This window comes from Nocardia sp. NPDC004573, assembly GCF_053602135.1.
On record NZ_JBSGDA010000009.1, the window covers coordinates 113,218 to 138,746 of the forward strand.

27 protein-coding genes and 1 pseudogene are annotated in these 25,529 nt (G+C 66.7%); 19 read left to right on the plus strand and 9 right to left on the minus strand.

All coding sequences use genetic code 11. The features are described from left to right. Positions 1-189 precede the first annotated feature (189 nt). From rpsM to truA, 6 genes are all read left to right on the plus strand, one after another. Positions 190-561, plus strand: coding sequence for a 30S ribosomal protein S13 (gene rpsM, locus ACWEKR_RS16765; protein ID WP_039795645.1), 372 nt, complete (start codon positions 190-192; stop codon positions 559-561). A 9-nt stretch (positions 562-570) separates the two neighbouring features. Beyond that, a complete protein-coding gene (gene rpsK, locus ACWEKR_RS16770; protein ID WP_039795647.1) occupies positions 571-984 on the plus strand; it encodes a 30S ribosomal protein S11 in 414 nt (137 codons plus the stop codon). 20 nt (positions 985-1,004) lie between these two features. Then, a complete protein-coding gene (gene rpsD, locus ACWEKR_RS16775) occupies positions 1,005-1,610 on the plus strand; it encodes a 30S ribosomal protein S4 (RefSeq protein WP_452355208.1) in 606 nt (201 codons plus the stop codon). 106 nt (positions 1,611-1,716) lie between these two features. Then, complete coding sequence (locus ACWEKR_RS16780) at positions 1,717-2,775, plus strand: DNA-directed RNA polymerase subunit alpha (protein ID WP_039796155.1); 1,059 nt, start codon at positions 1,717-1,719, stop codon at positions 2,773-2,775. A 127-nt stretch (positions 2,776-2,902) separates the two neighbouring features. Further along, positions 2,903-3,421 carry a 50S ribosomal protein L17 gene (gene rplQ, locus ACWEKR_RS16785; protein WP_452355209.1) on the plus strand — a complete coding sequence of 173 codons (519 nt, stop codon included), beginning with the start codon at positions 2,903-2,905 and terminating at the stop codon, positions 3,419-3,421. A gap of 97 nt (positions 3,422-3,518) precedes the next feature. After that, positions 3,519-4,388, plus strand: coding sequence for a tRNA pseudouridine(38-40) synthase TruA (gene truA, locus ACWEKR_RS16790; RefSeq protein ID WP_452355328.1), 870 nt, complete (start codon positions 3,519-3,521; stop codon positions 4,386-4,388). Between the two features lie 147 nt (positions 4,389-4,535). Here truA and ACWEKR_RS16795 read toward each other — a convergent pair. Then, positions 4,536-4,967 (minus strand): annotated as a pseudogene (locus ACWEKR_RS16795) (Hsp20/alpha crystallin family protein); the annotation flags it as partial. A gap of 173 nt (positions 4,968-5,140) precedes the next feature. On the opposite strand from ACWEKR_RS16795, the gene ACWEKR_RS16800 reads away from it, so the two are divergent. The 5 genes from ACWEKR_RS16800 (at position 5,141) to ACWEKR_RS16820 (ending at position 10,631) form a co-directional block, all read left to right on the plus strand. Beyond that, a complete protein-coding gene (locus ACWEKR_RS16800) occupies positions 5,141-5,974 on the plus strand; it encodes an LLM class F420-dependent oxidoreductase (protein WP_452355210.1) in 834 nt (277 codons plus the stop codon). Between the two features lie 168 nt (positions 5,975-6,142). Then, positions 6,143-7,492 (plus strand): MFS transporter, encoded by a 1,350-nt coding sequence (locus ACWEKR_RS16805; RefSeq protein ID WP_452355211.1) that lies wholly within the window; start codon positions 6,143-6,145, stop codon positions 7,490-7,492. 46 nt (positions 7,493-7,538) lie between these two features. Continuing rightward, on the plus strand, positions 7,539-8,198 hold the full coding sequence (locus tag ACWEKR_RS16810) for a response regulator transcription factor (protein ID WP_159839700.1): 660 nt from the start codon (positions 7,539-7,541) through the stop codon (positions 8,196-8,198). 28 nt (positions 8,199-8,226) lie between these two features. Then, the gene (locus tag ACWEKR_RS16815; protein ID WP_452355212.1) at positions 8,227-9,699 is read left to right on the plus strand and encodes a sensor histidine kinase; all 1,473 of its coding nucleotides are present in this window, start codon (positions 8,227-8,229) and stop codon (positions 9,697-9,699) included. Continuing rightward, on the plus strand, positions 9,696-10,631 hold the full coding sequence (locus tag ACWEKR_RS16820) for a TAXI family TRAP transporter solute-binding subunit (RefSeq protein ID WP_452355213.1): 936 nt from the start codon (positions 9,696-9,698) through the stop codon (positions 10,629-10,631). The genes ACWEKR_RS16815 and ACWEKR_RS16820 overlap by 4 nt, the downstream gene beginning before the upstream one ends. 5 nt (positions 10,632-10,636) lie before the next feature. Here the strand turns inward: ACWEKR_RS16820 and ACWEKR_RS16825 are convergent, their stop codons facing one another. Next, positions 10,637-10,960: a metal-sensitive transcriptional regulator gene (locus ACWEKR_RS16825; protein WP_195084603.1), complete on the minus strand. Its 324-nt coding sequence runs from the start codon at positions 10,958-10,960 to the stop codon at positions 10,637-10,639. 198 nt (positions 10,961-11,158) lie between these two features. Between ACWEKR_RS16825 and ACWEKR_RS16830 the strand changes: the two genes are divergently transcribed. After that, a complete protein-coding gene (locus ACWEKR_RS16830) occupies positions 11,159-11,968 on the plus strand; it encodes an S-methyl-5'-thioadenosine phosphorylase (RefSeq protein ID WP_452355214.1) in 810 nt (269 codons plus the stop codon). Between the two features lie 400 nt (positions 11,969-12,368). Beyond that, complete coding sequence (locus ACWEKR_RS16835; RefSeq protein WP_452355215.1) at positions 12,369-12,929, plus strand: NADPH-dependent FMN reductase; 561 nt, start codon at positions 12,369-12,371, stop codon at positions 12,927-12,929. A gap of 73 nt (positions 12,930-13,002) precedes the next feature. On the opposite strand, the gene eccE is transcribed toward ACWEKR_RS16835, so the two are convergent. Then, positions 13,003-14,646 carry a type VII secretion protein EccE gene (gene eccE / locus ACWEKR_RS16840; protein WP_452355216.1) on the minus strand — a complete coding sequence of 548 codons (1,644 nt, stop codon included), beginning with the start codon at positions 14,644-14,646 and terminating at the stop codon, positions 13,003-13,005. 112 nt (positions 14,647-14,758) lie between these two features. Here eccE and eccB point away from each other — a divergent pair, with 112 nt between their 5' ends. Beyond that, positions 14,759-16,249 (plus strand): type VII secretion protein EccB, encoded by a 1,491-nt coding sequence (gene eccB / locus ACWEKR_RS16845; protein WP_452355217.1) that lies wholly within the window; start codon positions 14,759-14,761, stop codon positions 16,247-16,249. Positions 16,250-16,300: 51 nt separating this feature from the next. On the opposite strand, the gene ACWEKR_RS16850 is transcribed toward eccB, so the two are convergent. Both ACWEKR_RS16850 and ACWEKR_RS16855 read right to left on the minus strand, forming a co-directional pair. Beyond that, positions 16,301-16,603 carry a hypothetical protein gene (locus tag ACWEKR_RS16850; protein ID WP_452355218.1) on the minus strand — a complete coding sequence of 101 codons (303 nt, stop codon included), beginning with the start codon at positions 16,601-16,603 and terminating at the stop codon, positions 16,301-16,303. Next, positions 16,603-16,962 (minus strand): hypothetical protein, encoded by a 360-nt coding sequence (locus ACWEKR_RS16855; RefSeq protein ID WP_452355219.1) that lies wholly within the window; start codon positions 16,960-16,962, stop codon positions 16,603-16,605. Before ACWEKR_RS16855 ends, ACWEKR_RS16850 begins: the two co-directional genes overlap by 1 nt. 291 nt (positions 16,963-17,253) lie before the next feature. Between ACWEKR_RS16855 and ACWEKR_RS16860 the strand changes: the two genes are divergently transcribed. From ACWEKR_RS16860 to ACWEKR_RS16880, 5 genes are all read left to right on the plus strand, one after another. Next, positions 17,254-18,576 (plus strand): helix-turn-helix domain-containing protein, encoded by a 1,323-nt coding sequence (locus ACWEKR_RS16860; protein ID WP_452355329.1) that lies wholly within the window; start codon positions 17,254-17,256, stop codon positions 18,574-18,576. Between the two features lie 214 nt (positions 18,577-18,790). Then, entirely contained in the window at positions 18,791-19,312 is a 522-nt protein-coding gene (locus ACWEKR_RS16865; protein ID WP_452355220.1) for a DUF3558 domain-containing protein, read from the plus strand. 26 nt (positions 19,313-19,338) lie between these two features. Then, the gene (locus ACWEKR_RS16870; protein WP_452355221.1) at positions 19,339-19,710 is read left to right on the plus strand and encodes a hypothetical protein; all 372 of its coding nucleotides are present in this window, start codon (positions 19,339-19,341) and stop codon (positions 19,708-19,710) included. Positions 19,711-19,725: 15 nt separating this feature from the next. Then, entirely contained in the window at positions 19,726-21,033 is a 1,308-nt protein-coding gene (locus ACWEKR_RS16875) for a hypothetical protein (protein WP_452355222.1), read from the plus strand. A 102-nt stretch (positions 21,034-21,135) separates the two neighbouring features. Then, positions 21,136-21,273 carry a hypothetical protein gene (locus ACWEKR_RS16880; RefSeq protein WP_452355223.1) on the plus strand — a complete coding sequence of 46 codons (138 nt, stop codon included), beginning with the start codon at positions 21,136-21,138 and terminating at the stop codon, positions 21,271-21,273. A 155-nt stretch (positions 21,274-21,428) separates the two neighbouring features. Here the strand turns inward: ACWEKR_RS16880 and ACWEKR_RS16885 are convergent, their stop codons facing one another. The 4 genes from ACWEKR_RS16885 to mycP all read right to left on the minus strand — a co-directional run bounded on the left by ACWEKR_RS16885 (position 21,429) and on the right by mycP (position 25,528). Further along, positions 21,429-21,899 carry a hypothetical protein gene (locus ACWEKR_RS16885; protein WP_452355224.1) on the minus strand — a complete coding sequence of 157 codons (471 nt, stop codon included), beginning with the start codon at positions 21,897-21,899 and terminating at the stop codon, positions 21,429-21,431. Then, entirely contained in the window at positions 21,896-23,116 is a 1,221-nt protein-coding gene (locus ACWEKR_RS16890) for a hypothetical protein (RefSeq protein WP_452355225.1), read from the minus strand. The genes ACWEKR_RS16885 and ACWEKR_RS16890 overlap by 4 nt, the downstream gene beginning before the upstream one ends. A gap of 22 nt (positions 23,117-23,138) precedes the next feature. Then, entirely contained in the window at positions 23,139-23,945 is an 807-nt protein-coding gene (locus ACWEKR_RS16895; RefSeq protein ID WP_452355226.1) for a hypothetical protein, read from the minus strand. 116 nt (positions 23,946-24,061) lie between these two features. Continuing rightward, positions 24,062-25,528, minus strand: a complete 1,467-nt coding sequence (mycP, locus tag ACWEKR_RS16900) for a type VII secretion-associated serine protease mycosin (protein WP_452355227.1) — start codon at positions 25,526-25,528, stop codon at positions 24,062-24,064. Position 25,529: the final 1 nt, after the last annotated feature.

The window sequence follows — 25,529 nt, forward strand, 5'->3', positions numbered from 1 at the left end:
GCGACACCAGCCAAGCACCGAACCGCAGTTCGGATTGGCAAGAAGAACTCCCAGCACCAGCCGCACGCTGCGGAAATCAGGGTTCGCCCTGGGGCGTGTGCGCCTACCACCGGTTCGGAGGCCGGTGCCCCACCACGACGAGGGGACGGACAGGGAGCAGACCTCCGCAACGATTAAGGAAACTGCCAGATGGCACGTCTCATGGGCGTCGACCTCCCGCGCGAGAAGCGCATGGAGATCGCACTGACCTACATTTTCGGCATTGGCCGTACCCGCTCCAAGGAGATCCTCGAGGCCACCGGCGTCAGCCCGGACCTGCGTTCGAAGGATCTCAGCGACGACGATCTGACGAAGCTGCGTGACTACATCGAGGCTTCGGAGTTCAAGGTCGAGGGTGACCTGCGCCGCGAGGTGCAGGCCGATATTCGCCGCAAGATCGAGATCGGCTGCTACCAGGGTCTGCGCCACCGTCGTGGCCTGCCCGTGCGTGGCCAGCGCACCAAGACCAACGCGCGCACCCGCAAGGGCCCGAAGCGCACCGTCGCCGGCAAGAAGAAGTAGGGATAACCGATGCCTCCGAAGAGTCGGGCCGCGGGCCCGAAGAAGACCCAGAAGTCGCGTCGCAGGGACAAGAAGAACGTCCCGCACGGCAACGCGCACATCAAGAGCACGTTCAACAACACGATCGTGTCGATCACCGACCCGAACGGCAACGTCATCTCCTGGGCGTCGTCGGGTCACGTCGGCTTCAAGGGCTCGCGCAAGTCGACCCCGTTCGCCGCGCAGCTCGCCGCCGAGAACGCCGCCCGCAAGGCGCAGGAGCACGGCGTCAAGAAGGTCGACGTGTTCGTGAAGGGCCCCGGTTCGGGCCGCGAGACCGCGATCCGCTCGCTGCAGGCCGCCGGCCTCGAGGTGGGCACGATCTCCGATGTCACCCCGCAGCCGCACAACGGCTGCCGTCCGCCCAAGCGGCGTCGCGTCTAGCGGGAAAGGAATAACGAACAATGGCTCGTTACACAGGCCCTATCACCCGCAAGTCGCGCCGTCTGCGCGTCGACCTCGTCGGCGGCGACCAGGCGTTCGAGCGTCGCCCCTACCCGCCCGGCCAGCACGGCCGCGCGCGGATCAAGGAGAGCGAGTACCTGCTCCAGCTGCAGGAGAAGCAGAAGGCCCGCTTCTCCTACGGCGTCATGGAGAAGCAGTTCCGCCGGTACTACGAAGAGGCCAACCGCCTCAAGGGCAAGACCGGTGACAACCTGCTGCGTCTGCTCGAGACCCGCCTGGACAACGTCGTGTACCGCGCCGGTCTGGCGCGTACCCGCCGGCAGGCTCGCCAGCTGGTCTCGCACGGCCACTTCCTGGTGAACAACAAGAAGGTCGACGTTCCCAGCTTCCAGGTCACCCAGTACGACATCATCGATGTCAAGGAGAAGTCGCTGGGCACCCTGCCGTTCCAGGTGGCCCGCGAGACCATCGGCGACCGTCCGGTCCCGGGCTGGCTGCAGGTGATCCCGGGCCGGCTGCGGATCCTGGTCCACCAGTTGCCGGAGCGCGCCCAGATCGATGTGCCGCTGCAGGAACAGCTGATCGTCGAGTACTACTCGAAGTAACACGGCACACGTGCTGCTGGTGCGTGGTCGCTCTGGATGGGCGGCCACGCACAACCCCTGAGACGAGGCGTCAAATAGCGGGCGCCCAAAAAGGAGGATGATCCCCATGCTGATTTCACAGCGTCCGACGCTGACCGAAGAGGTCGTCGCCGAGAACCGCTCGAAGTTCACCATCGAACCGCTCGAGCCGGGCTTCGGTTACACCCTCGGCAACTCGCTGCGGCGTACCCTGCTGTCCTCGATTCCGGGGGCGGCGGTCACCAGCATCCGCATCGACGGTGTCCTGCACGAGTTCACCACTGTCCCGGGCGTGAAGGAGGATGTCACCGACATCATCCTGAACCTCAAGGGCCTGGTCGTGTCCTCGGAGGAGGACGAGCCGGTCACGATGTACGTGCGCAAGCAGGGCCCGGGCACCGTCACCGCCGGTGACATCGTCCCGCCCAGCGGCGTCGTGGTGCACAACCCGGACATGCACATCGCGACCCTGAACGACAAGGGCAAGCTGGAGATCGAGCTCGTCGTCGAGCGCGGTCGCGGCTACGTCCCCGCCGTGCAGAACAAGGCGTCCGGCGCGGAAATCGGCCGGATCCCGGTGGATTCGATCTACTCGCCGGTGCTCAAGGTGACCTACAAGGTCGAGGCCACCCGCGTCGAGCAGCGCACCGACTTCGACCGGCTCATCCTGGACGTGGAGACGAAGAACTCCATCAGCGCGCGGGACGCGCTCGCCTCGGCGGGCAAGACCCTGGTCGAGCTCTTCGGCCTGGCCCGTGAGCTGAACGTCGAAGCCGAGGGCATCGAGATCGGCCCCTCGCCGGCCGAGGCGGACCACATCGCCTCGTTCGGCCTGCCGATCGAGGACCTGGACCTCACCGTCCGGTCCTACAACTGCCTCAAGCGCGAGGGTGTGCACACCGTCGGCGAGCTGGTCGCCCGCACCGAGTCGGATCTGCTGGACATTCGCAACTTCGGCCAGAAGTCCATCGACGAGGTCAAGGTCAAGCTGCACGCGCTGGGCCTCTCGCTGAAGGACAGCCCGGCGTCGTTCGATCCGTCCAGCGTGGTCGGCTACGACGCGAGCACCGGCACGTGGAGCGACAGCGGCACGTTCAGCGACACCGATGGCGGCGAGCAGGACTACGCCGAGACCGAACAGCTCTAGGCCGCCGGGGTAGGCGCCCCGGCCCGGCCTCGTACCCGCGGCGTGAGCGACGCGCCCGGAGGCGGTAGCAGAGCGTAACCACGCAGGGCGCCGGGAGCGCCGCAAAAAGACACAGGAGAACACCACAATGCCCAAGCCCAAGAAGGGTGCCCGCTTCGGCGGGTCGGCGTCGCACCAGAAGGCGATCTTCGCGAATCTGGCCACGGCGCTCTTCGAGCACGGCCGGATCACCACCACCGAGGCCAAGGCCAAGGCCGTGCGTCCCTACGCGGAGAAGCTGATCACCAAGGCGAAGGGCGGCACCCTGGCCGACCGTCGCGAGGTGCTGAAGGTGATCCGCAACAAGGACGTCGTGCACGAACTGTTCGCGCAGATCGGCCCGTCGTTCGAGGGGCGCGAGGGTGGCTACACCCGCATCACCAAGACGCTGCCGCGTAAGGGTGACAACGCGCCGATGGCGATCATCGAGCTGGTCCGGGAGAAGACCGTGACCAACGAGGCCGATCGCGCTCGTCGTGTGGCCGCGTCGAAGAAGACGGAGGAGGCTCCGGCCGCCGAGGTCGTCGAGGCGCAGTCCGACGAGGCCGCTGCCGAGGCCGAGGCTCCGGCTGCCGACGAGGCCGCCGAGGACAAGAAGGACGCCTGACGCTGAGCGTCGGAGTTCGCGCACGAGCCCGCCACCCGAACTGGGTCGGCGGGCTCGTTCGTTTCGACCAGGGGATCATGTGACCGTGGAGGAATCGATGCCGGACCGGCCGCGCGTGGACGCGCCGGGCGTACCCGAGTCGTCGCGGGTCCGGGTGCGGCTGGACATCGCCTACGACGGCACGGATTTCATCGGCTGGGCCCGCCAGCCCGGTTTGCGCACCGTGCAGGGTGTGCTGGAGGACGCGCTGAGCAAGGTGTTCCGCGAGCCGATCCAGCTGACCGTGGCGGGGCGGACGGACGCGGGCGTGCACGCCGAGGGCCAAGTCGCGCATTTCGACACCTCCGGCGAACTGGACGCGGGAAAACTGGTGCACCGGATGGCGCGATTCCTGCCGAAGGACGTGCGGATCAAGCAGGCCGGACCGGCCGCGCCGGAGTTCGACGCCCGTTTTTCCGCAGTCCGCCGCCACTACGCCTATCGGTTGACCACCGCGCCGTACGGGGCCGAGCCGCTGCACGCCCGCAGTGTGGTCGCCTGCCGATCCGGCGTCGATGTCGAAGCCATGCGGGTGGCTTCACGAAAGCTGCTGGGGCTGCACAACTTCGCCGCGTTCTGCCGGCGCAGGGAGGGTGCGACGACGGTCCGGGAGTTGCAGCGCTTCGATTGGGTGCGCGACGGCGATCTGCTGGTCGCCTACGTCAGCGCCGACGCGTTCTGCTGGTCGATGGTTCGCAGCCTGGTCGGCGCGGTCCTCGCCGTCGGCGAGGGGCGGCGCGCACCGGAATGGGTGGGCGATCTGTTGCGGGAGACGGAGCGTTCCAGTTCGGTCACCGTCGCGCCCGCACATGGTTTGAGCCTGATCGGCGTCGACTACCCCGCCGACGAAGAACTCGCCGCACGCAACGCGCAGACACGCGAGATGCGGTCGGTTCCGGTTCCGGGCGGAGGTTGTTGCGGCGAGTGAGGACGTCGGCGGACTACCCGCACCCGTGGGTGGGTGCGGGTAGCGGCACGGTTACTTCGACGACTGCGGATATTGCTGCTGCGACTGTCCTGGCTGCTGACTCTGTTCCTGCTGCGTCGGCGACATCTGCCCGGACCGGCTCGATTGCGCTTCGATGGTCCTCGGTTCCTGGGACGCCCCGGAGATCTGGATGCGGCGCGGCTTCGCCCGCTCCGCGATGGGGATCGTCACCGACAGCACGCCGTTGTTGTAGGTCGCGCTGATGTTCTCGACGTCGACATTCTCGCCGAGGGACACCTGGCGCATGAAGGTGCCCGCGAAGCGTTCCGAGGCGATCCACTGGACGCCTTCCTCGCTCGGCACGGTGCGTTGCGCCCGCAGGGTGAGCGTGCCGTTGTCGACGCTGACGTCGATCGAGCCGGGGTCGACGCCGGGCAGGTCTGCGTTCAAGACGTAGTGATCTCCCGCTTTGAACAGATCCATCGGCATGAATCGTGGTGCGCGTCCGGTGCCGGCGCTCTCACCCAGCAATTGGCGGGCGACGGTGTCGATGTCGTGGAATGGATCAAATCGAAGCACAGCAATCACCTCCATCTCCTAGTGGTGGCGACCGCCACAGCGGCGGGCGCCGATAGCTGTGCAATAGCCACAGTAGCCCTCGGTAATCGGGAGAGCGTCGACCTGACAGGGTTGGCAAGCGGAAGATCCGCGGAGCCGGAATAGCCGCCTCCGGGCACGTGTTGGCTCGGGACATGGCATTCGACAGTCTCGGACGGTTCGGAGTGTGGCGGGCGTTCAACGGGTTCAGCCCAGCGGACGCACGGGAATTGGAGCAGCTGGGCTACGGCGCGCTGTGGCTGGGGGCCTCACCCCCGGCCGATCTGGCAGTGGTGGAACCGCTGCTCGAGGCGACCGAAACGATCACCGTGGCCACCAGCATCGTCAACATCTGGGCGGCGCCCGCGAAGGAAGTGGCCGATTCGTTCCATCGGATCGAGGCGCGTTTCCCCGGGCGGTTCCTGCTCGGCATCGGTGCGGGCCACCCGGAGCACACCGGCGAGTACCGCAAGCCGTACGACGCGCTGGTCGAGTATCTCGATGACCTCGACGCCGCGGGAGTACCCGCGCAGCGCCGCGCGGTGGCCGCGCTCGGCCCGCGCGTGTTGAAGCTGGCCGCCGAGCGGTCCCTGGGCGCGCTGCCCTACTTCGTGCCCTCGGCACACACCGCGAAGGCCCGCGAGATCGTCGGGCCGGACGCACTGGTGGCGACCGAGCACAAGGTGGTGCTGACCGATGACGCCCGCGCGGCGCACACCGTCGCCGACGAGACCGTCGGGTTCTACCTGGGCCTGACCAACTATGTGTCGAATCTGCGCCGGTTCGGCTTCACCGACGCCGACCTCACCGTTCCGCCCGGTGATCGCCTATTCGACGCCGTCATCGCGCACGGCACACCGGAGCGGATCGCCGACCGGCTGGTCGAACACCTGGACGCGGGCGCCGATCACGTCGCGGTGCAGATCCTCGGCGACAACTACCTCCCCGCGCTGCGAACCCTCGCCCCGCTGCTGACCGAACGATCCTGACCGGTCCGACGGAAGCTTCTCCGGCCCCCGGCCTCGCGCCGGGGGCCGGATCTGTTTTCCGATCGTCCTAAGGGATTGTTAGGAAGCCGCGAGAGCCATTCCGTACGCATGTGACTGTCGACACACTGATCTGCGACGACGTGATGAGGCGTCGGAGAAGGAGATCTTGTGACTACGACACAGCCCGTGGGCGAGCGCCGGGTGGTCGCGAACGTTTTGCGCGGCTCCATCGGCAATCTGGTCGAGTGGTACGACTGGTATGTCTACACGGCTTTCGGCCTGTATTTCGCCCAAGTGTTCTTTCCCAAGGGTGATCCGGTCGCGCAACTGCTGTCTACTGCGGCGGTGTTCTCGGTCGGCTTTCTCATGCGCCCGCTCGGGGGTTGGGCGCTCGGATGGTATGCGGACCGATTCGGGCGGCGCTCGGCGCTGACGCTGTCGGTGACGGTGATGGCGGCGGGGTCGCTGCTGATCGCCGTGACACCCGGCTATCAGACCATCGGTCTGGCGGCACCGATGATCCTGTTGATCGCTCGGTTGCTACAGGGGCTTTCGGTGGGCGGCGAATACGCGACGAGTGCCACCTACCTGTCCGAAGTGGCCTCGGTGGGACGGCGCGGATTCTATTCCAGTTTTCAGTACGTGACACTGGTAGCCGGGCAGCTGACCGCTCTCGGCGTACAGATCATCTTGCAACAGGCGCTGACGTCGGATCAGATGCACGCGTGGGGATGGCGGATTCCGTTCTTGATCGGTGCGGGTGGCGCGATCGTGGTCATGGTGCTGCGGCGCGGGATGGACGAGTCGGAATCGTTCCGCGCGCAAGCAGCGCACGGCGAGAAGTCCGGTGAGGCGCGCGGCTCGTTCCGCGTGCTGCTGCAGTATCCGCGCGAGTGCCTGTTGGTCGTCGGTTTGACGCTCGGCGGCACCGTGGCGTTCTACACCTTCACCACGTACATCCAGAAGTTCATGGTCTACACCAGTGGCATCGCCAAGCCGACGGTGGCGTGGATCAACTTCCTCGCGCTGTTGGTCTTCGTGGTGCTGCAGCCGCTGGCAGGCGGCCTGTCCGACCGCATCGGCCGCCGCAAGTTGTTGATCTTCTTCGGCGTGACAGGAACGCTGCTGACCGTTCCCATCATGGGGCTGCTCGCGCACACCACCAATCCGATCGCCGCGTGGGGCCTGATGATGGCGGCGTTGGTAATCGTCACCGGCTACACGTCGATCAACGCGATCGTGAAGGCCGAATTGTTCCCGACGAAAATCCGTGCGCTCGGCGTCGGGCTTCCCTATGCGCTGACCGTCGCCATCTTCGGCGGTACTGCCGAGCTGATCGCGCTTGCACTGAAGAAAGCGGACCTCGAAGCGGTGTTCTTCTTCTATGTCGCGGGCTGCATCGCCATCTCGCTGATCACCTACTACTTCATGCGGGAGACCTCGGCCTCGTCGGCGATCGACGCGGCCGAGCCCGCCGATGCCGGGCCGGGACGGCCGATGGTCACCGTGCGTGACTGACCGACCGGCACACGCGCCGATCCGCCCGCTGTGGGAGGATCGGCGCGTGCGGCTTGCGGTGGTCGAGGACGACGACGGCGTGGGAGACGCGCTGGTCGAAGCGCTCAACGCCCGCGGGTACCGCGCCGAACGCAAGCGCCGCGGCGCGGATCTGCTGATCGCCCACCGCGACTACGACGCGGTGATCCTCGACCTCGGACTGCCCGACGGCGACGGTCTGCAGGTGCTGCGCCGGCTGCGCGAGGTGAGTTCGGTTCCGGTGCTGATCCTGACCGCCCGCAGCGACGAGCGCTCGATCGTGCGGGGTCTGCGCGGGGGCGCCGACGACTATCTGGTGAAGCCGCCTCGGATCGCCGAACTGGTCGCGCGGCTGGAGACCGTCGCCAGGCGAGCGGCCGCAGCGGCGCGGCAGGCGCAGTCGGTGATCGTCACCGGTGATGTGCGGGTCGATCTGGGCGCCCGCGTGGTGGAGGTGGCCGGGGAGCCGGTGTCGCTGACCCAGAAGGAGTTCGAGTTGGTCGAGGCGCTGGTGGAACGGCCCGGTGCGGCGGTGAGCCGCCAGCAGTTGATGGACCGCATCTGGGGTGACGCCTTCGTCGCGGTCTCGCGTTCGCTGGACGTGCACATGACCGGCTTGCGGGCGAAACTCAACCGGCCCGGCCTGATCACCACCATCCGCGGATACGGATACCGGTGGGGGCAGTGAGCACGGTCCGGTGGGCCGGAGGTAGGCCATGCGGCGTCGCCTGCTCGTCGCGCTGACGCTGTTCGCGGCCATCGCGGTGCTCGGCTTCGCGGTCCCGCTGTCGCTGACCGTCGCCACCAGCCGCACCCAGCAGCTGGTGCTGGCGCGCTCTGGAGACGCCGATCGCTTCGCCACCCTGGCGGACAACGCCGTCACCGCCGGGGACAGCCGAGCGCTGGCCGACGAGGTGCTTCGCTATCACGAGTTGTACGGCGACAACGTGCTCGTGGTCGACGCCACGGGCGCGACGACCGTGAACGCGGGGGCGGACGTGGACGATGCCGGCATCATCGCGGCGGTGGCGGCCGCGCGCCGCAACCAGCGCCCGCACGCGGCGGACAAACTGACGCCGTGGGGCGCGCGGACCATGCTGGTGGCGCGGCCGGTCGGAACCGGCGTGCAGGTGAACGGAGCCGTGGTGATCGAGGCGTCCACCGCACGTGCCCGGGGCGACATCGCGCGGACCTGGGCGATGATCGTGCTCGGCGGCGTCGTCGCGATGGGTCTGTTCGTGCTGCTGGCGGTGACGATCGGCCGCTGGGTGCTGCGGCCGTTGGCGGCGCTGTCGCACGGTGTGGCGGAGTTGACCGCGGCACTGCCCAAACCGCGCGCCGACACTGTCGCTCCGGTATCGATCGCGGGACGCTACGGGGGGCCGCCGGAGATGCGCGCGTTGGCGGAATCCTTCGACGCCATGGCGTTGGCCGTGGCCGATTCGGCGGACGCGCAACGTCAGCTGGTCGCCGACACCGCGCACGCGATGCGCAACCCGCTGGCGGCGTTGACCATCCGCCTCGACTCCCTGGAACCCGCGATCCCGGCGAGCGCGGCGGGCACCTTCCGCGGCGCGGGCGCCGAGGTCGACCGGCTCACCGCACTGCTCGACGGCCTGCTCACGCTGGCCGTCGCCGAGACGCCCGCGGCATTCGACCTCGCGCGCACCACCGAGGGCGACGACCAGTGCGACGCCGTGCAGGTGGTGGCCGACCGCTTCGACGCCTGGTGCTCGGCGTTCGTGGCGGCCGGACAGGAGCTGCGGGTGGCGCCCGCGACGGCTCGCGCGGCGACGCTGGGCGATGCGGTCGACACCGGTAGTGCCGCGAGCGAGCACGCCGAAGTCGCGGTTCCGGCCGACGTGCTCGCGCAAATCCTCGACGTACCGTTGAGCAACGCGACGCGCTACGCGGGGGTGGGTGCGCGTGTCGAGCTGATCGTCACGACCGAGCCGGGCTGGGTCACGGTGACCGTCCGCGACGACGGCATCGGTGTTCCCCCCACCGAAATAGACAAGCTGACCACGCGTTTCTTCCGCGGATCGTCCGCCGGGGCCGGTGGCTCCGGGCTGGGCCTGCCGATCGCCGCGGCGTTGGCGCAGGCCCGCGGCGGCGTGCTCACCGTGGCGGCGGTACGTCCGCACGGCCTCGCGGTGACCGTGCGATTGCCGGCGGCGGAGGCCCGATGACCGGCCGGGAACCGATCGTCCGGCGCGGCATCGGCCGGCGCGCTTTTCTCGCGCTGGCCGTCGCGGCGGGTGTCGCGGGGTGCGCGCCGGGCGATCGGGGCGCCACCGTGCGATTGGCTTCCGGTGAGGTAGGCGGTTTCTATCACGCCTTCGCGGGGTTGCTGGGTCTGGCCGCCGCTGACCTCGGAGACGTGCGGATCGAGCGGATCACCACCTCGGGCTCGCAAGCCAATCTGGCGTTGCTCGCGCGCGGTGAGGTCGATGCCGCGCTCACGCTCGCGGATTCCGTCCGCGACAGTGCCGGTCAGGTGTTCGCGCTGGGGCGGGTCTACGAGAACTACCTGCAGTTGGTCGTGCGCTCGGACAGCGCGATCGGTTCGGTGGCGGATCTGCGCGGGACGCGAGTGAGCCTGGGTGCGGAGGGATCGGGTGCGGCCCTCACCGGCGAACGGATCCTGCGCGTCGCTGGACTCGACCCGGGCGCCGACGTGGCGATCGCCCATCGGCCCTTGTCAGCAGCGGTAGCTGCCCTCGACGCGGGCGAAGCCGATGCGCTCTTGTGGGCGGGCGGTGTGCCGACCGCCCTGCTCGCGGTGCCGAGCCGGATGCGGCTGGTGGACATGGGCGAACTGGCCACGCCGATGCGAGAGCTGTTCGGGCCGGTGTACGACCGGGTCGCGATCCCCGCGGACGCCTATCCGGGCGGTGCCGCGGTGCACACCATCGGGGTGGCGAATCTGCTGCTCGCCGCGGTCGGCATGCCCGACGAGGTGGCCGCTTCGATCGTCGAACTGCTGGTCTGGCACGCCGACGCACTCGTGCCCACCGAAGCGGCGGGCACCCAATTCCTCGACGGCCGGTCGCTGATCAGCACCGGGCCCATCCCGCTGCACCCGGGCGCAGCGGCGGTCTATCGCCGCTGGCACGGTTAGCCGCGTCAGGACCGGACCAAGCGGGCGATGGCGTCGGTGGCCTCCTTGATCTTGGCTTCCGCTTCCGGGCCGCCCGCGACGGCGGCGTCCACCACGCAGTGGCTGATGTGGTCCTCGAGCAGGCCCATCGCCACCGCTTGCAGGGCTTTGGTCATGGCGGAGACCTGGGTGAGGATGTCGATGCAGTACTTCTCCTCCTCGACCATCCGCTGCAGACCGCGGGCCTGGCCCTCGATGCGTCGCAGCCGCTTGAGGTAGTCGTCCTTGGCGGTGATGTAGCCGTGCGCGGCGTGGTCGCCCGCCGTGTGGTCGTGGGGGGAATCCGCCACCGATGTCTCCTCGCTGCCTGCCGGTCGCCGGAACCGGATTAATACCCCCCTAGGGTACAGCTATCGGGTCGTCTTGTCAGGTCCGGCGGCTGACGACGGCGTCGACCGGTCCGTGAGCAGCCTCGGGGCCGCCACGGAAGCAGGGTAACGCGGATCCCGGCGCACGACCGCCGGCGCGGGGACGAGACAATTGGATCTATGAGTTCGCACCCTCGGCCCGCGCTCGCCGTCATCGGCGGCAGCGGCTTCTACGATTTCTTCGACAACGAGGCGACCACTGTCGAGGTCGAGACACCTTATGGTTCCCCGAGCGCCGGAATCGCCGTCGGAGAGGTCGAGGGCAGGCCGGTGGCGTTCTTGCCGCGCCACGGCAAGAACCACGAGTTCGCGCCGCACACCTTGCCCTACCGGGCCAATTTGTGGGCCCTGCGCTCGCTGGGCGTGCGTCGCATCTTCGCGCCCTGCGCCGTCGGCAGCCTGCGGGCGGACTGGGGACCTGGCACGGTCGCGGTGCCGGATCAGCTGGTCGACCGGACTTCCGGTCGCTCGCAGACCTACTTCGACGGCGGCGGCATCCACGTGTCCTTCGCCGACCCGTACTGCGAGGAGCTGCGCGCCGCCGCCATCAAGGCCCAGTCCGACGAGCTGCACATGATGCACGCGGCCACGATGGTGGTGGTCGAGGGCCCGCGCTTCTCCACCCGCGCCGAGAGCCGGTGGTTCGCCGCGCAGGGCTGGGAACTGGTGAACATGACCGGCCACCCGGAAGCGGTGCTCGCCCGCGAACTCGAGATGTGCTACGCCGCCGTGGCGCTCGTGACCGACCTGGACGCCGGTCTGGAAGAAGGCGAGGGAGTGCACGCCGTCGACGTGTTCGCCGAGTTCAAGCGCAACCTCACGCCGTTCAAGGAGCTCATCCGTCGCGCGGTGGCCGCGGTGGACGGCACCGACACGTGCGACCGGTGCCGCGTCCACGCGGAAGTGTCGCTGCCGTTCGAGCTGCCCTGAGTTTGATGCGGAGGCTGGTCACCAGGGCAGCGGCGTTCCTCGGCGGGCACCGGGCACTGCTCGCCGCGGAGTGACCGGGGGCGGATCGTCGAGCGAGTGCACGGGCCGGACTCGCGGGCACCGAAAGGGGTCGTGTGCGACGCCGGAGCGATCGCTCCGCTGCTGGACAGAGTGGGCTACCCGCAGCTGATCCGGCAGCCGCGATCTGCGCGCCGCCGGGGGGCGGTGAGCTGTGCGTGTGCGGGTGGTGTGGCTATGTCGAGCCTATGGTGGTCCGCTCGGGCAGGGTATCCGGCGCGCTCGGGGCGGTGAGTTCGCCGATGCTGCGCAGCCGGTTCGACGTAATGTGCCGAGCCCGCCGGTGCGTGAGGACGGACGGGTACCGCGTTAGGCTCGCGCGGTGGATACCCCGTTGCGGCTCGAGGTCATCGTGGCCAGTGTGCGTCCGGAGCGGTTCGCGCCGGTGGTCGCGGACTGGTTCCTGCGCACCGTGCGCGACCATACCGAATTCGACACGGGCGTCATTGATCTCGCGCACACACCCTTGCCGGTGGAACTCACCGAGAACGACGAAACCGCGGCTTATCGTGCGCGTCTGCGGGATGCCGACGCATTCGTCGTCGTCACCTCGGAGTACAACCACGGCTATCCGGCGTCGCTGAAGACGGCGTTGGACACCGCCAAACACGAGTGGCGCGCGAAACCTATCGGCTTCGTCTCCTACGGGGGGCTCTCCGGCGGTCTGCGTGCGGTGGAACAGTTGCGTCAGGTCGTCGCGGAGATCCATATGGTTTCCGTCCGCGAGACGGTCAGCTTCCATCAGGCCAAGAAGCGGTTCGACGAGACGGGAGAGACCCGCGACGGCGCCGCGATCGATGCAGCGGAACGAATGCTCCGTCAATTGGCGTGGTGGGGACGCACATTACGAGCCGCGCGGACCGAAGACCCGTACCCGGGCTGAACCCATCGCCACGAACGGCGGACCGAGGCGCCCTCGTCGCAAAGGATCGCCGCACCGGCCATCCGGGTGAGTTCTATTGCGGCTGCATAGCCCGACGTCCACGCGGCTGGCCGATGTAGGTGGCCTCGGCGGGGATCGACACCAGCGTGAGGTCGACCTGTGCCGTCCCCGTGCGCAGCACCACGTGGTTGCCGATCGCGCCCGGCTGGTGGATGGCCAGGTCGGGACGGCTGGCGGGCCAGCCCATCGGATCGCCCGTCACATAGACGGTGGTGACACCCGCGTGCGGTGCGGGTGCGAGCACGCCGTCCACCACCGTGGCGGTGAAACCCGCGTCGGACTGGTGGGTTTCGACCGCGATGGTCAGCCGCTCCGGATTGCCGATCGTGGTGACCAGGTTCTCCCATGCCCGCGCCCGGTCGGTGCGAATGAGGATCCGCTCACCGACCGCCAGCGCGCGGAAGACCAACTGCTGCGCCAGATACAACTCGCCCGCGACATACACCGTCGAGATGCCCGCGCCCACGATACGGACCGCGACGCCGTTGCCTTCGTCGTCCGATCCGATCAACTGTCCGCAGCCGGAGGAGGGCAGATGCAGATCGTCGACGATGTCGATGAGGTGCTCGATCATCGGGACGGTGTCGTCCACACCAGGAACCCCGATGGGCAGATGGGCCAGCAGGCTGTCGCGGTGGCGTCCGTTCATCGAGATCATGCCCGGCAGTTCGGAGCGTTCCGGCAGCTCCCGCGCGGTCAGGCGCCAGGCGGCGCCGATGCCGACCGAGGCGGCCGAACTGCCGGGGCGCAGCCGCACCGCCACCGTCGTGCCGCGCGAAGGCGCTACCCACAGCTGGGCGAGCAAGTCGGATTCCAGTCGTTTGGGATCCAGTGCGCTGCCGACGTTCACGCTGTTGCCGATTTCGGCGTAGCGCCAGCGATGTTCGAGCGTGCGCGGGTCGTAGCCGCTGGTGATCTGCAGGACCGCTTGGCGGATCTCGGGTGCGGTCAGGATGCGGGCGTTGCAGTCGGCGTCCTCCAGCGTGCGCATGATGCGCTGGGTGGCGATGGTGACTGCGCGCGAGGCGCCTTCGGCTCCGCCGCCGCGCCGGTCCGCGGCCTCCGGGCAGGCCACCGCGTCGAAGCTGATCGCCAGCCACACCGTGCGATGGGCGGTGGCGGGCAGCGGGCCGAGCAGCGATTCGTAGATCTTGCCAGCGGGGGTGCCGGAGCGGCTGCGGTGGCCGTGGCTGATGATGTCGATGCCGCTGAGCAGGATGTCGTGCTGGTTCAGGCATTTCGCCAGCTCGGCGAGCGGAAGCAAGTGCGAGGCGTGCACCGTGGTGCGGGCGATCCTGGTCAGTCCGCCGGGCGGGGGAAGCACCTCGACCACCGTCACCACGCGGCTGCCGTCCCAGAACAGGCCGAGCGAACGTCCGTCCGCGCCACGGAAATCGACGGTGTCGCCGATCTCGTAGTCACGGTGGGTCAGGTAGCGCCACCACGTGGCGACCCAGTCCAGCAGGGTTCGTTTGGCGACGGGAATCAGCGGGATCAGCCCGACGACCAGCGCGACGGCGAATGCGGCGAGACCCGGCAGGCCGGCGAACAGCGCGGCAACCGCGGCGAGCAGCCCGATGACTTGCGCGATCAGCAGGTTCTGCATCGAGACGCGCCCGAAGAGCGGTCGTGGTCCCGCGCCTGCCGGTTCCGCCATCGTCGTCCCCCAAGTACCCAGTGTCGGCCGGTGCGCTGTGGCCGAGCTGAACAAACGTCCCCGGGAACTGTACTGTGTTCGGCGAACGTGAGCACTGTTCGGGGGAGGAATAATGCCTTCAAAACCCACCACACGCTGGCAGGTGAGCGGCTACCGCTTTCTGGTCCGGCGGATGGAGCACGCCTTGGTGCGCCGGGACGTGCGAATGCTGCACGACCCCATGCGTTCCCAGTCCCGCGCGTACGCGGCCGGCCTGATCCTGGCGTGCGTCGTGCTGGCCGGATGCGGCGTGCTCGCGTTGCTGCGTCCGCAGGGCAAGATCGGCGACGACAACAAGATCCTGATCGGCAAGGACTCCGGCGCCGTCTACGTGGTGCTCGACGACGTGGTGCACCCCGCCCTCAACCTCGCCTCCGCCCGCCTGGCCGCGGGCGAGGCGGCCAAGCCCGCGACCGTGAAGGAGTCCGAGCTCGGGAAGAAGCCGCGCGGCCAATTGATCGGCATCCCAGGCGCTCCCGGCTCACTGCACTTCGACAAGGAGGGCGAGGGACGGGCCTGGACGGTGTGCGACTCGTTGAAGACGGACGGCACCGACGACCGCAGCACCTCCGTTCTCATCGGCGACCCGGAACTCGGTGACAAGGCGTCGGCGACAGGTCGGGACAAGGCGCTCCTGGTGAAGGGCAAGGACGCGACGTATCTGATCTGGAACAAGACGCGTGCTCGCGTAGATATGAACGAACCGGCCGTCACAGGCGCCTTGGGAATCCGCGGCATGACCCCGCGCCCGATCAGCGAAGGTCTGTTGAACGCTATTCCCGAGGTGGACGCGATCGTCCCGCCGAAGATCGATGATCCGGGCGGGCAGCCCGGCTACTCGATCAACGGCCTGCGAATCGGCACCGTCGTCCAGGTGGCAGGCAAGTCGAACCAGAACTTCGTCATCCTGCACAACGGCTTGCAGCCCATCAGCCCGTTCACCGCCGAAGTCATCCGCAGCTCGCAGCGCAACCCGGATCACGGCGCCGCCATCGGTGACTTCGAGCAGACGCATGCGCCGGAGTCCAGGGCGTTGAAGGTCGACACCTATCCCGAGGTAGCGCCGACCATCATCCAGCCCACCACTAGACCGGTGAGTTGCCTGTCCTGGAAACCCATTCCAGGAGTCGCGAGCAATGCCGACGTCGCTGTGCGTGCGGAACTCACCCTCATCGACGGCAGCGACCTGCCGATGTCCGGCAGCGCCAGGCTGGTTCCGCTCGCCCAGGCCGACGGCAGGGGCGACAACGTGGATTCCGTGTACTTCAAGCCGGGCTCGGGCGCCTTCGTCCAGACCACCGGAATCGAACCGGACAGCCGCCGTAAGGACAGCATGTTCTACGTCGCCGACACCGGTGTCCGCTTCGGCATCAGGGACAACGACGCTGCGAAGGCGCTCGGCATGGACAAGGAATCGGGCGTGACTCCCGAACCCGCGCCCTGGCCGATCGTCGGACTGCTCGCGAGCGGACCCACCCTGAGCCGCGAGGCCGCCATGGTCGCCCACGACGGTGTCGCCCCGGACCCGGCCCCCGCCAAGCAACCCATCGCCTCGGCCAAGTAGTCGACTGCCGACTCTGTGTGCCGGCGCCCTCAGTGGCTGAGATAGTGGCATTCACCGGAAGTACCTCGCCGGTTTCATGCGCCCCGCATCGATGAGCACGTCGATGGCTGCGGCCTTGGCGCCGCAGGTGCGGGCGTCGCAGTCCCTGTGGTCCTGTGTCACCCAGTGGGCTTCCTCCACCGGGTACGGCCTGCGCGGCGCGGCATGGGGTCCGGTGCGTCGGCGGGATGGGCCGGTGCGGTCGGATGCGGGCGATGCGCTGTCGATCATCCAGGGCAGCACCCAGAACAGCAGGATGAGCAGTCCGGCGACGGCGGCCGCGACGATCAATGCGACTGCGAGTTCCGCGGGCACTACTGCCCACTTCCGTCGGGTCGCTGGTAGGCGAGCGCCCAGTTGTATTCCGGGCTGATAGTGATCAGGGAACAGACTCGGCAGATGCGGCCGGGGCTGCCGATGTGCTCGAGGGTCGGCGTGATCACCGCGGCGACATCGAGGCGGCGGACGACAATCAGCAGCCGGTGCAGCGGATCGTGGACGCCGGGGTTCATCCGCACGGTCTTCACCAAGTCGTAGCCGAGCCGGGCAGCCAGTGCCAGGATCGCCCGCTCGTCGTGCTCCCACCCCTGCCCGCTCACGTCGTCACGCAGGTAGCCCAGTGCTTTGGGGCGGACGTACGGGATGTCCGGCAGCGCCTCGTGTGGCCGTGTCATGCGGTGTCCCCTTCGGGTCGACGGTCGATTGAGCGTCCGGCGCCGGGGGCTTGCGCCACCGACCCGCAACCCTTTGCGGCCGATGTGCCGTGGACATGGCATCGGCCCGGCGCCGGAGCCACCGATAGCCTCGGTTCCCGCGTGCGGTGCGGCGACTGCCTCGGGCGATCAAGTCGATTGCGCGGTATCTGCCGTTTGCCGCCGCGAATTGCCTTGCCATGAATAGAGTCCGGCTATCGCGTATCGCTTCGCATCAGGGGGACGAATGTGACCGATTCACCTTTCATCGCAGTGTGGGAGTCGCCGCGATTCCGGCAGTTGCTCGCCTCGGGCAAGCCCGGTCCGGCGCTGGCTCTCGTCCGCAAGCAGATGGGCTTGTCCCAAGCGGATTTCGCGGAATTGCTGCACTGGGATCGAACGCATGCCGGAAGAGTCGAACGGGGTGAGGTCGGCACGATCTTCGATGTGCGGGAACTGATCCGCGCGGCGGACGCACTGGGCATACCACGGACCGCGCTGCTGCCCCTCTTGCTCGAGGATGCCGATGCGGGGACCATCGAGGGCGGGGGCGGCGAAGGAGTCGATGACGTGGATCGCAGGCAATTCGTCCAGACAGCGACGATCGCGGTGACGACGACGGGTGCGGCGGCCGACCTGCCGTGGTCGGGTTCGGTACGAGTCGGGGCTGGGCATATCGCATATCTGCAAAGGATGCGTGAGCGGCTGTGGGAGCACGACAACGTATACGGTGGTGGCAGGATTGCCGATTTCGCAATACGTCAATACTCCCTGGTTCGTCGTCTGGTCGATCACGGTGAGTACGGTTCCGGCATCGGCGCGGAGTTGATCGATACGGCCTGTCGCCTGGCCGGTTTGGCGGGCTGGGTCGCCGAAGACAGCGGTTGGGTCGACCTGGCGAGGCGGTTCTACGCGGAGGCAGTCCTTCTCGCCGAACAACGCGGAAAGGAAGAGCTGCTGGAGGACGCCATCGCGAACATGTCCTTCCTCGCCACAGAACGTCCGACAAGCCGTGAGCCGGTACGGCTGGCCCAACGTGCAAGCGAACTTGCACGCCGAATCCCTTCAGCGCGCCTGAATGCGCTCCGTGCCGCAAGAGAAGCCCTGGCACACGCGGCGGTTGGCGAGCACCGCGAATTCGAACAGACCATGATCCGCGCCTGGCGGGAAGTGGACCGCGGTCTCGATGATTCCGAAGACCCGATCTGGTTGCACTTCGTCACACCGGCCGAGATCCGCTCCATTGAGGCCAGAGGCCGATCATACCTAGGGCAGCACCGCAGGGCGGCAACCGTCTATCGCGAGGCGATCAGTAGTGAAGGAACTATGCCACTCCGAGACGAGGCGTCATATCGTGCCTACTTCGCCGCGTCGCTTGCCGGCCTCGGTGATCTCAACGCGGCAGTAACCGAGGGGAATAGAGCCGTTTCGCTATTGGAAGGTCCGGTCAGCTCCTCGCGCTTGGTGCAAGAGCTTCGACCGGTGCGGGTCGGTGCCTCGCGGTTGCGAGGAGACGATGCCGAACACTTCCGTCACCGCTTCGACGCGTTGTGTGTTTCGGCTGCGGGGCACGGTGGTTCCTTCCGATCGACGTAGGTCCATCCCGTTCCGGCGTGCTACGACAGCCGGGAGCAGCAGGGGGCGTGGTCTGGCAGGATGGATGGCCAGTCTCCGCCAGCGAAAATATCCCGGTCGATCACGGATCGGCCGTATCCAGTGGAACCGTATCCACGGCAGGCGCGTCATAGACTTCGGAGGACGTGTGACGGCTGGACGGGAGGCGCAGGTGGGACGACGAAGGAAGGCGGTCGTGCTCCTGGTCGGGACGGTGGCGCTCAGCGCCGGATGCACGCAGCTGTCCGATGGGGTGGCGGCACCGAGTACGAGCATCGACAAGAAGGCTTCCACTGCGGCGCTGTGGGATCCGTGCACGCAAATCAGTGATCAGACGCTGCGAAGTCTCGATGTCGACCCGTCGACTCGTGACTCGAAGGTGAGCGGGGTTGACGTCGAGGGCTGGAAGACCTGTTCTTGGCACAAGACGCCCGACTGGGATTACACTCTCGGAGTTTGGTCTACCGTTTACACGGTCGAAGACTTCAAGAAAAAGAGCGACAATGTCGATTTCGCCGCAATCTCAATTGCGGGTCACTCAGGATTTAGATTCCGTAGAGCATCCGATACGCGGAACGAGGATTGCTCGTTAGTGTTTCCGGTGAGTCAAGGCTCAGTTCAGATAACCATCTACAGCGTGGGTTCCCGTCCGACAGCATCACCGTGCGATCGAGCTGCTGCGGCGGCGAATTCGTTGGTGTCACTGTTCCCGCAGTGAAAAAAAGGGGGTGAACAACCGTGGGGATGAATGAGGACATCACACTCTGGCGATTCTTGGCCGACGAGGCGAAGGGTGGCCGACTGTATTTGGATGATTCGGTCGCGCGAGATTGCCTCGAGGCCGTCGAGGACCGGATCCACGTGTACAGGGAAGGCCGTGACATGCTTAAGCGGATGTCAAACGTCTCCGGTCTCGGTGACTTCCCCTGTGCCGACGACCTGGCAAAGATGTTAGGAGCCAAGGCGATCGGTGGTGAAGGAGACTTCGACTCCGCTCTGGCCGAGCACATCACGGTTCTGGAGCTCATCCGCGATACGATCAAGGTGTCGGTTGATCGCTTGGTGGAGCAGGAGCGGGTCAACGCACAAGCTTTGGCGAATATCCAGCTCGACTGATCAGGGGGAGTGGTCGTGAGTATCCCGGCGCTGGCGGCGGTGATTATCGCATTGGGGGAGCAGTCGAAGAGCGGTCCGCCGGATTCGTATGCGAACGCCAATGGCGATCAGAGTCCTGATGCGATCGCGGCACGGAATCGGATCAGTGAAATCCTCGACGGCGGCGCCGGTATCCAGTTCCAGCCTTCGCAGGTTCCGGCGGATTCGTACAAGAACCCGGAGAGTCTGGACGACATCTACGAGCGCGTGCAGGCGATGGATCAGTCCGCGATCACCGGCCTGCACCAGATGTGGGAGGGCCTGCGGAACAAGCTCCAGGACAGTCAGAAGGAGTTCGCTCCGGCGATTCTGACGGCGATCGCCGAGAAGTGGCAGGGCGGTGCCGGCACGAGGGCGGCCGAGGGGATCCGCAAGTACGCCGACGAATCCCAGCAGCTGGTCGCTTCCGCGCAGATCGTGGCGGAGAAAGTGAAGCTGGTGCGGTCGGCGGTGGAGATCACCAAACCGGCTGTGCAGCCGGATTATCAGCCGACCTGGACCAGCGATGTCGCCAGCTGGGTACCTGGTCCGACGTGGAAGTTGAACGATCACCGCCGCGAGGTCACCACCGCCGCGAACGCCCACGTGATCAACAATGTCTTCTACCCGGCCGTGAAGGAGAGCGATACCCAGGTTCCGCTGGCACCACGCCCGCACAATCCGGTGAACGATCCCGGCGCGAACACACCCTGGGCACCGCCGCGCACATCGAGCCAGCTGAGTATGCCGGGCGGGTCGACTCCGGACAGCCCGGCCACCGATCAGCCGTCGAACCCGCGAGATCAGGCGAACGACGAGAATGCGCCGGACACGACTTCTGCGGGTGTGGATTCCTCGGCTACACCGGCTTTCGATCCGTCGAAGGCGAACCCCACCATCCCTGCGGGCGCTGACCCCGCCGCGACGACGCCGTCCAGCGTCCAGCCGGGCAATCCGTTCAGCAACCAGCCCGGCAATCCGTCCAGCTCCGTCCCGGTCGGCCCGGGTGGCCCAGGGTCACCGTCCGGCACTCCACCCGGTGGACCCGGGAAGTCGGTACCCAGCGTGCCGGGCGCGCCGGTCACCCTGAGCGCGGGCAGGTCGGGCGCGGGCAGGCCCGGCACGCCGGGAACGGGCGGATTCCCCGGCATGATGCCACCGGGTGCCCGCAGTCGACGCGACGAGGAAACCGAACACAAGTCGAAGATCCGCGAAGCCCTCGTGTCGCAGGAGAACGGTGCGGAGTTGACCGGCCTGGACGAAGCGCACCGGCCCAAGTCGGTGCCCCCGGTTCTCGGCGGATGAGTGTGCGGCTGTGAGATCTAGAGGAGAACGCCATCATGGCAGGCATGCAATATCGAATAAACCACTTTTCGCAGTCCAACCCGGCCGGCCAAGGTCAAGGGGATGTTGCGAAACTGCTTCGTACCGTGGGCTTCGATCGAGGAACTCGAAGATGTCTCGATCCAGGACCTTGTCCTGCACAACGAGATCACGTCCGAAGGAGTTTGCCCCTCGATCACCGTCTATTACAGCGGCGCGTAGACCAGAGTGCGGTGTGAGAACGGCATTGGCGATCTGCACAGCCGTTTCCGGTATCTGCGTATTGGCGGTCGTGAGCGCTTGCTGGACCGGAATGGCAGAGGCTGCCATCGCGGACCGCGTCACGGTTGACGGCATGGCCAAGTTGCACTAGCTGGTCAGATGAGCCATGACTTCTGGCCTGGGTACTCGTCGAAGTCGTCGGGCCAGTCGCTGGGGCCCACTATGTTGTCGGCCCGTTTCGGTCGGTTGGTTGGTGTGGGGTCCGGTGGTGCGGGGGGCGGCTGCGGGTTCCAATTCCAGATGAAATTCGGTGAGGTCTTCAGGTCGGCCACTTCCGGTGGCAGCGGTCGGGCGAGCACTTCGATTTCGGCCCAATGGCATTCGCCGTTGCGGACGAGTTCGGCGTAGGACCGCAGTTCGGGCGAAGCATGGGGCGACGCGGCCAGGTCGAACATCAATTCTTCGGTGACCGGCGTCGGCTGACGCAGGATTTCGGCGACGTTCATGCGCTCGACGCGGAGACGGGCGGTTCTCAGGTCATCGACACGGTCCATGACCCGCCGGGCCGCTGCCTCGATCTCGGGATCGAGGTCCGGCTCGCGCATGCTGCCCCAGCCGGGTTTCATGCGTTCTCCCATGGTTGGGCGCCGCTGCCGACGTCATAGCTGTCTCTTGGTCTCTCCAGAGTGTGGTTGACCTGGGCGATTTCAGTGAGGTCCTTGCCGACGGCGGCCCTCTTGAGGTAAGGCTCCAGCTTCTCCGTCACTTTGCCCGCCGCTTTCCCTACGGGGTCGGTAATGAAACTCAGGAACTCTTTGAGCCTGTTCTTCAGTTCCTCGATCTTGTCGACTATCTCCCGTATCGTGGACACGATCGTGTAGATCTTGTGGCCGAGATCAACGGCCTCGATACACCATCCCACGCCTGGGACCTTCTTTATCGCGTTCTTGAGGATGCCCTTGGCGCTCTTGACGTCGATGTAGTCGAGGAGCATGTCTCTGAGCTTCGTGAGGGCGGTTTTGACGCCTTGGCGGATCTCGTCGGCCATGACCCCGAAGACGTCCGAGATGACCCTGCCGACGGGCCCTTCCCATTTCATCGCCGCGATCTGGCGTCGCGCCCAATTCTCCTCGAAGGAGATGGCCGCCTTACCGTTCCAGTGCTCGCCGACGAGTTTGACGCCGTTTTCCAAGTTCTTCCCGGACGCTTCCATCGCGTTCCCGGCGACTTTGTAGGACTCGCCGATTCGTCTGAGCTCGTTCCAGTTTCCTTCGATCGGCTGTAACACCAAGACCAGCGGATCCACCTCTTTACCGGCCATCCGGGTCACGTGCTTGATGGATTCGTTCGCCTCACGCAGCCACGGCGCGATCTCCCCGAGAAGCGCGGCGGTGTCCTCCCTGTTGACCTGCGGCGGATCCAGGCTGAGTGACTCCGGTTTCGGGTAGGGGACAGGGTCGGCGTAGGCATCGGTTTGTCCGGGCCGCTCACTATCCGGCCCATACTCAGCGGGAACAGCGCTCGGCACGTCCTGGGTGTGCGCGTTGAGTGCCGCGTAGTTCTTCTGGTCCTGCCGGTGATACATCCAAGCGGTCTTGTTCAGCTCGGCGCCGGTGCTCAGGTTGTGCACGCCCATCTCGTGCATGCGGCCTCGGGTGATCTCGGTGAGGCTGCGGAGGGGTTGCACCAGGTCGCTGATGATCACGCCGGTGAACAATTCACCTTTCGGAGGACCGTTCTCGCCGATGAACTTGGCGATCGTCGTGCAATCGGTTCCGAGGTCGGTGACCAACCTGCTCAGGCCCGCGATCTGACTGGGACGAGCCCAGAATTCCTCGCCCATGTGTCTTATCCACTCCAGATCATTATTCGGTTTTGCGAAGCGACTTGATGATCGTGTCGACATCGCTATCCGTCAGCGCCTGCGGCAGACCTACATGATGTTCGACCATGAGCATCATGACTTCAGCGGTGGCGTAGGCCGGCGTCGCGACGATATCGAATTGGGCTCGGCTCGGATCGCAAGACTTTTCTTGCGGGATGTCGGTGACGATAGCGGTGTAGCGGACCGCGGGTCTCCCAGAGACATCGAACGTGAGCGGACCCCGAATCTCGACTTTCGGCCTTCGGCCCGACTTGTCGGCGAAGATTCGTTCCGCCTTGGCGGCTTCCTCGCGCGCCACCGCTTCGATTTCCACGCCGTTGCGGCCCGTGACGCCGACTCTGGCCAGGGATGCACCTCTGACCTCCGGACAGTATTTGTAGCGGTAGCGGCTCGCCGCGCCATAGGTGGCGATCTCCCCGGCATTGTCGGTCCAGCCCATGACCGCGTCGTTGGTCGGCTGCCAGTTGTCATCCGACGGCACGCTGTAGCTGAGCCCGAACCTGGTGGGCACCGGCTGTGGCTGCCCCTTGGGCACTTCGGGCATCGGTGGGGGGAACTCCATCGATGGAAAGCCCGGTGGCGGTGGCACAAACGTGGTGCTGGGCTTCGGCAGGGGCGACGCTGTCCACGACGGCGCAGCAGCGTCCGGGGATTTCGCGTCATCGAGATACGGATTGCCGATCCAGGCCAGCACCGAGAGGAAGACAATGGCCGCAGCGACCACGGCCACGATTCGCCCGATCGGAGTCAGTACGCCAGACCGGTAAAGGAGTTCGACAAATCTCATCGGGACAACGCACCGTGGATCGAAGCGCCCGCCCCCCGCGCACCTGGGCTCATGGGCCACCACCCTAAGTTGGTTGTGCCGGATGCGTCAATACGCGTTGGCACGCAAGTCAATTCTTATTCGTCCTCGCGGACGCCGAAACGGCGGCGGATCGGGAACGAGGCGAGCATGCCCAGCACCAGTACTACCGCGACGGTACCGCTGCCGATCAGCGCTACGTTTCGTGCGCGATGGTCGGGCGGTGGGGTCGGCGACGGAACCTGTAATTGCACGCTCGAGGCTGCCGCAGGTCGCTTGGGCGGCAGCGTTTTCGGCACTTCGGCGGTCAGGGCGGCAATCGGATCAACGGCGCCGTAGCCGATGTAGGGGTTCCACCCCTCGGCAGGGGCATGAGCGGTGGCCTGGATGCGCTTGATGACTTCCAGCGCACTCAGCTCCGGGAAACGGGCGCGCACCAGGGCGGCTACGCCGGAAACCAGCGGGGTGGCGAAACTGGTGCCCTGGATCGGCCCGAGCTTTCCCGCTTGCTGGACGCTGCCGAGTTGGACCGCGGTTCCTTTGCTGTTCGGATCACTGAACAGTGGATCGAGGGAAGTGATGTTCTCGCCGGGCGCTGCCACGCCGAGCCATGGACCGGGCACAGTGAACGTAGACGGCTGCCCGTTCCCATTGATGGAACCGACAGCGAGCACGTAGTCGTCATAGCGGGCGGGCGACACGTTCAGGTCGACTTTGCCCCACGGGTCTCCGGTGGGGTCGAGAGGATCGATGATCGCGTTGTTGCCCCTGCAGCTGTCGGCGCTTTCGCTGCTGTTACCAGCTGCCACCACGACGACCACGTCTTTCTCGAGCGCGGCATACCGGACTGCGGCGCCCAGCTCGGTATCTTCGAAAGGTTCGGAGGTCGGCTTGCACGCGACTTCGGAAATGTTGATGACGGTAGCTCCCATGTCCGCCGCCCGGCGGATCGCCGACGCCATGGTGCGAGTGGTGCCGTATCCCTGGGGTAGCGCATCTGGACCTTTGTCCCGATTCGCTCCCTCCTTCTGGTACAGCTTGCTGGTCTGGCGGATAGTAAGGATTCGAGCCTCCGGGGCGACCCCGGAGAAGCCCTGACCGTCGACCTCGGTCGCCGCGATCAGCCCCGCGACCAACGTCCCATGCGCATCGCAGTCTTCGGTTCCGTCACTATTGCTCACATAGTCGCCGCCTGCGACCAACCCCGGCAGGCGCGGATGGCGGGCGACACCGGTGTCGATGACCGCCACGAGTTGGCCTGCGCCCTTCGAGAATCGCCAGGCATGCTGCAGGTCGAGGGAACGTTGCGCCTCGGGAATCGAGGGCCCGTTGCCTCCCGAGCCGGTACTGACACACGGAGTATTGGATGCCCGCTCGGTCTTGTCCGGTGGAGCGGCCGGCTCGCCTGGCGGCGGTGGCGTATTCGGGCTCACGGTGGGTTTCTCCGCTTGCGCATGCGGGATTCCGGCAGTAGCGCCCACGGAGACGCCGAGCGTCAACACGCAGACTGCCGTGCCCAACCGAACCGCTCGGAAACCCCTGGCGATCAGCTGTTTCGAACTCATC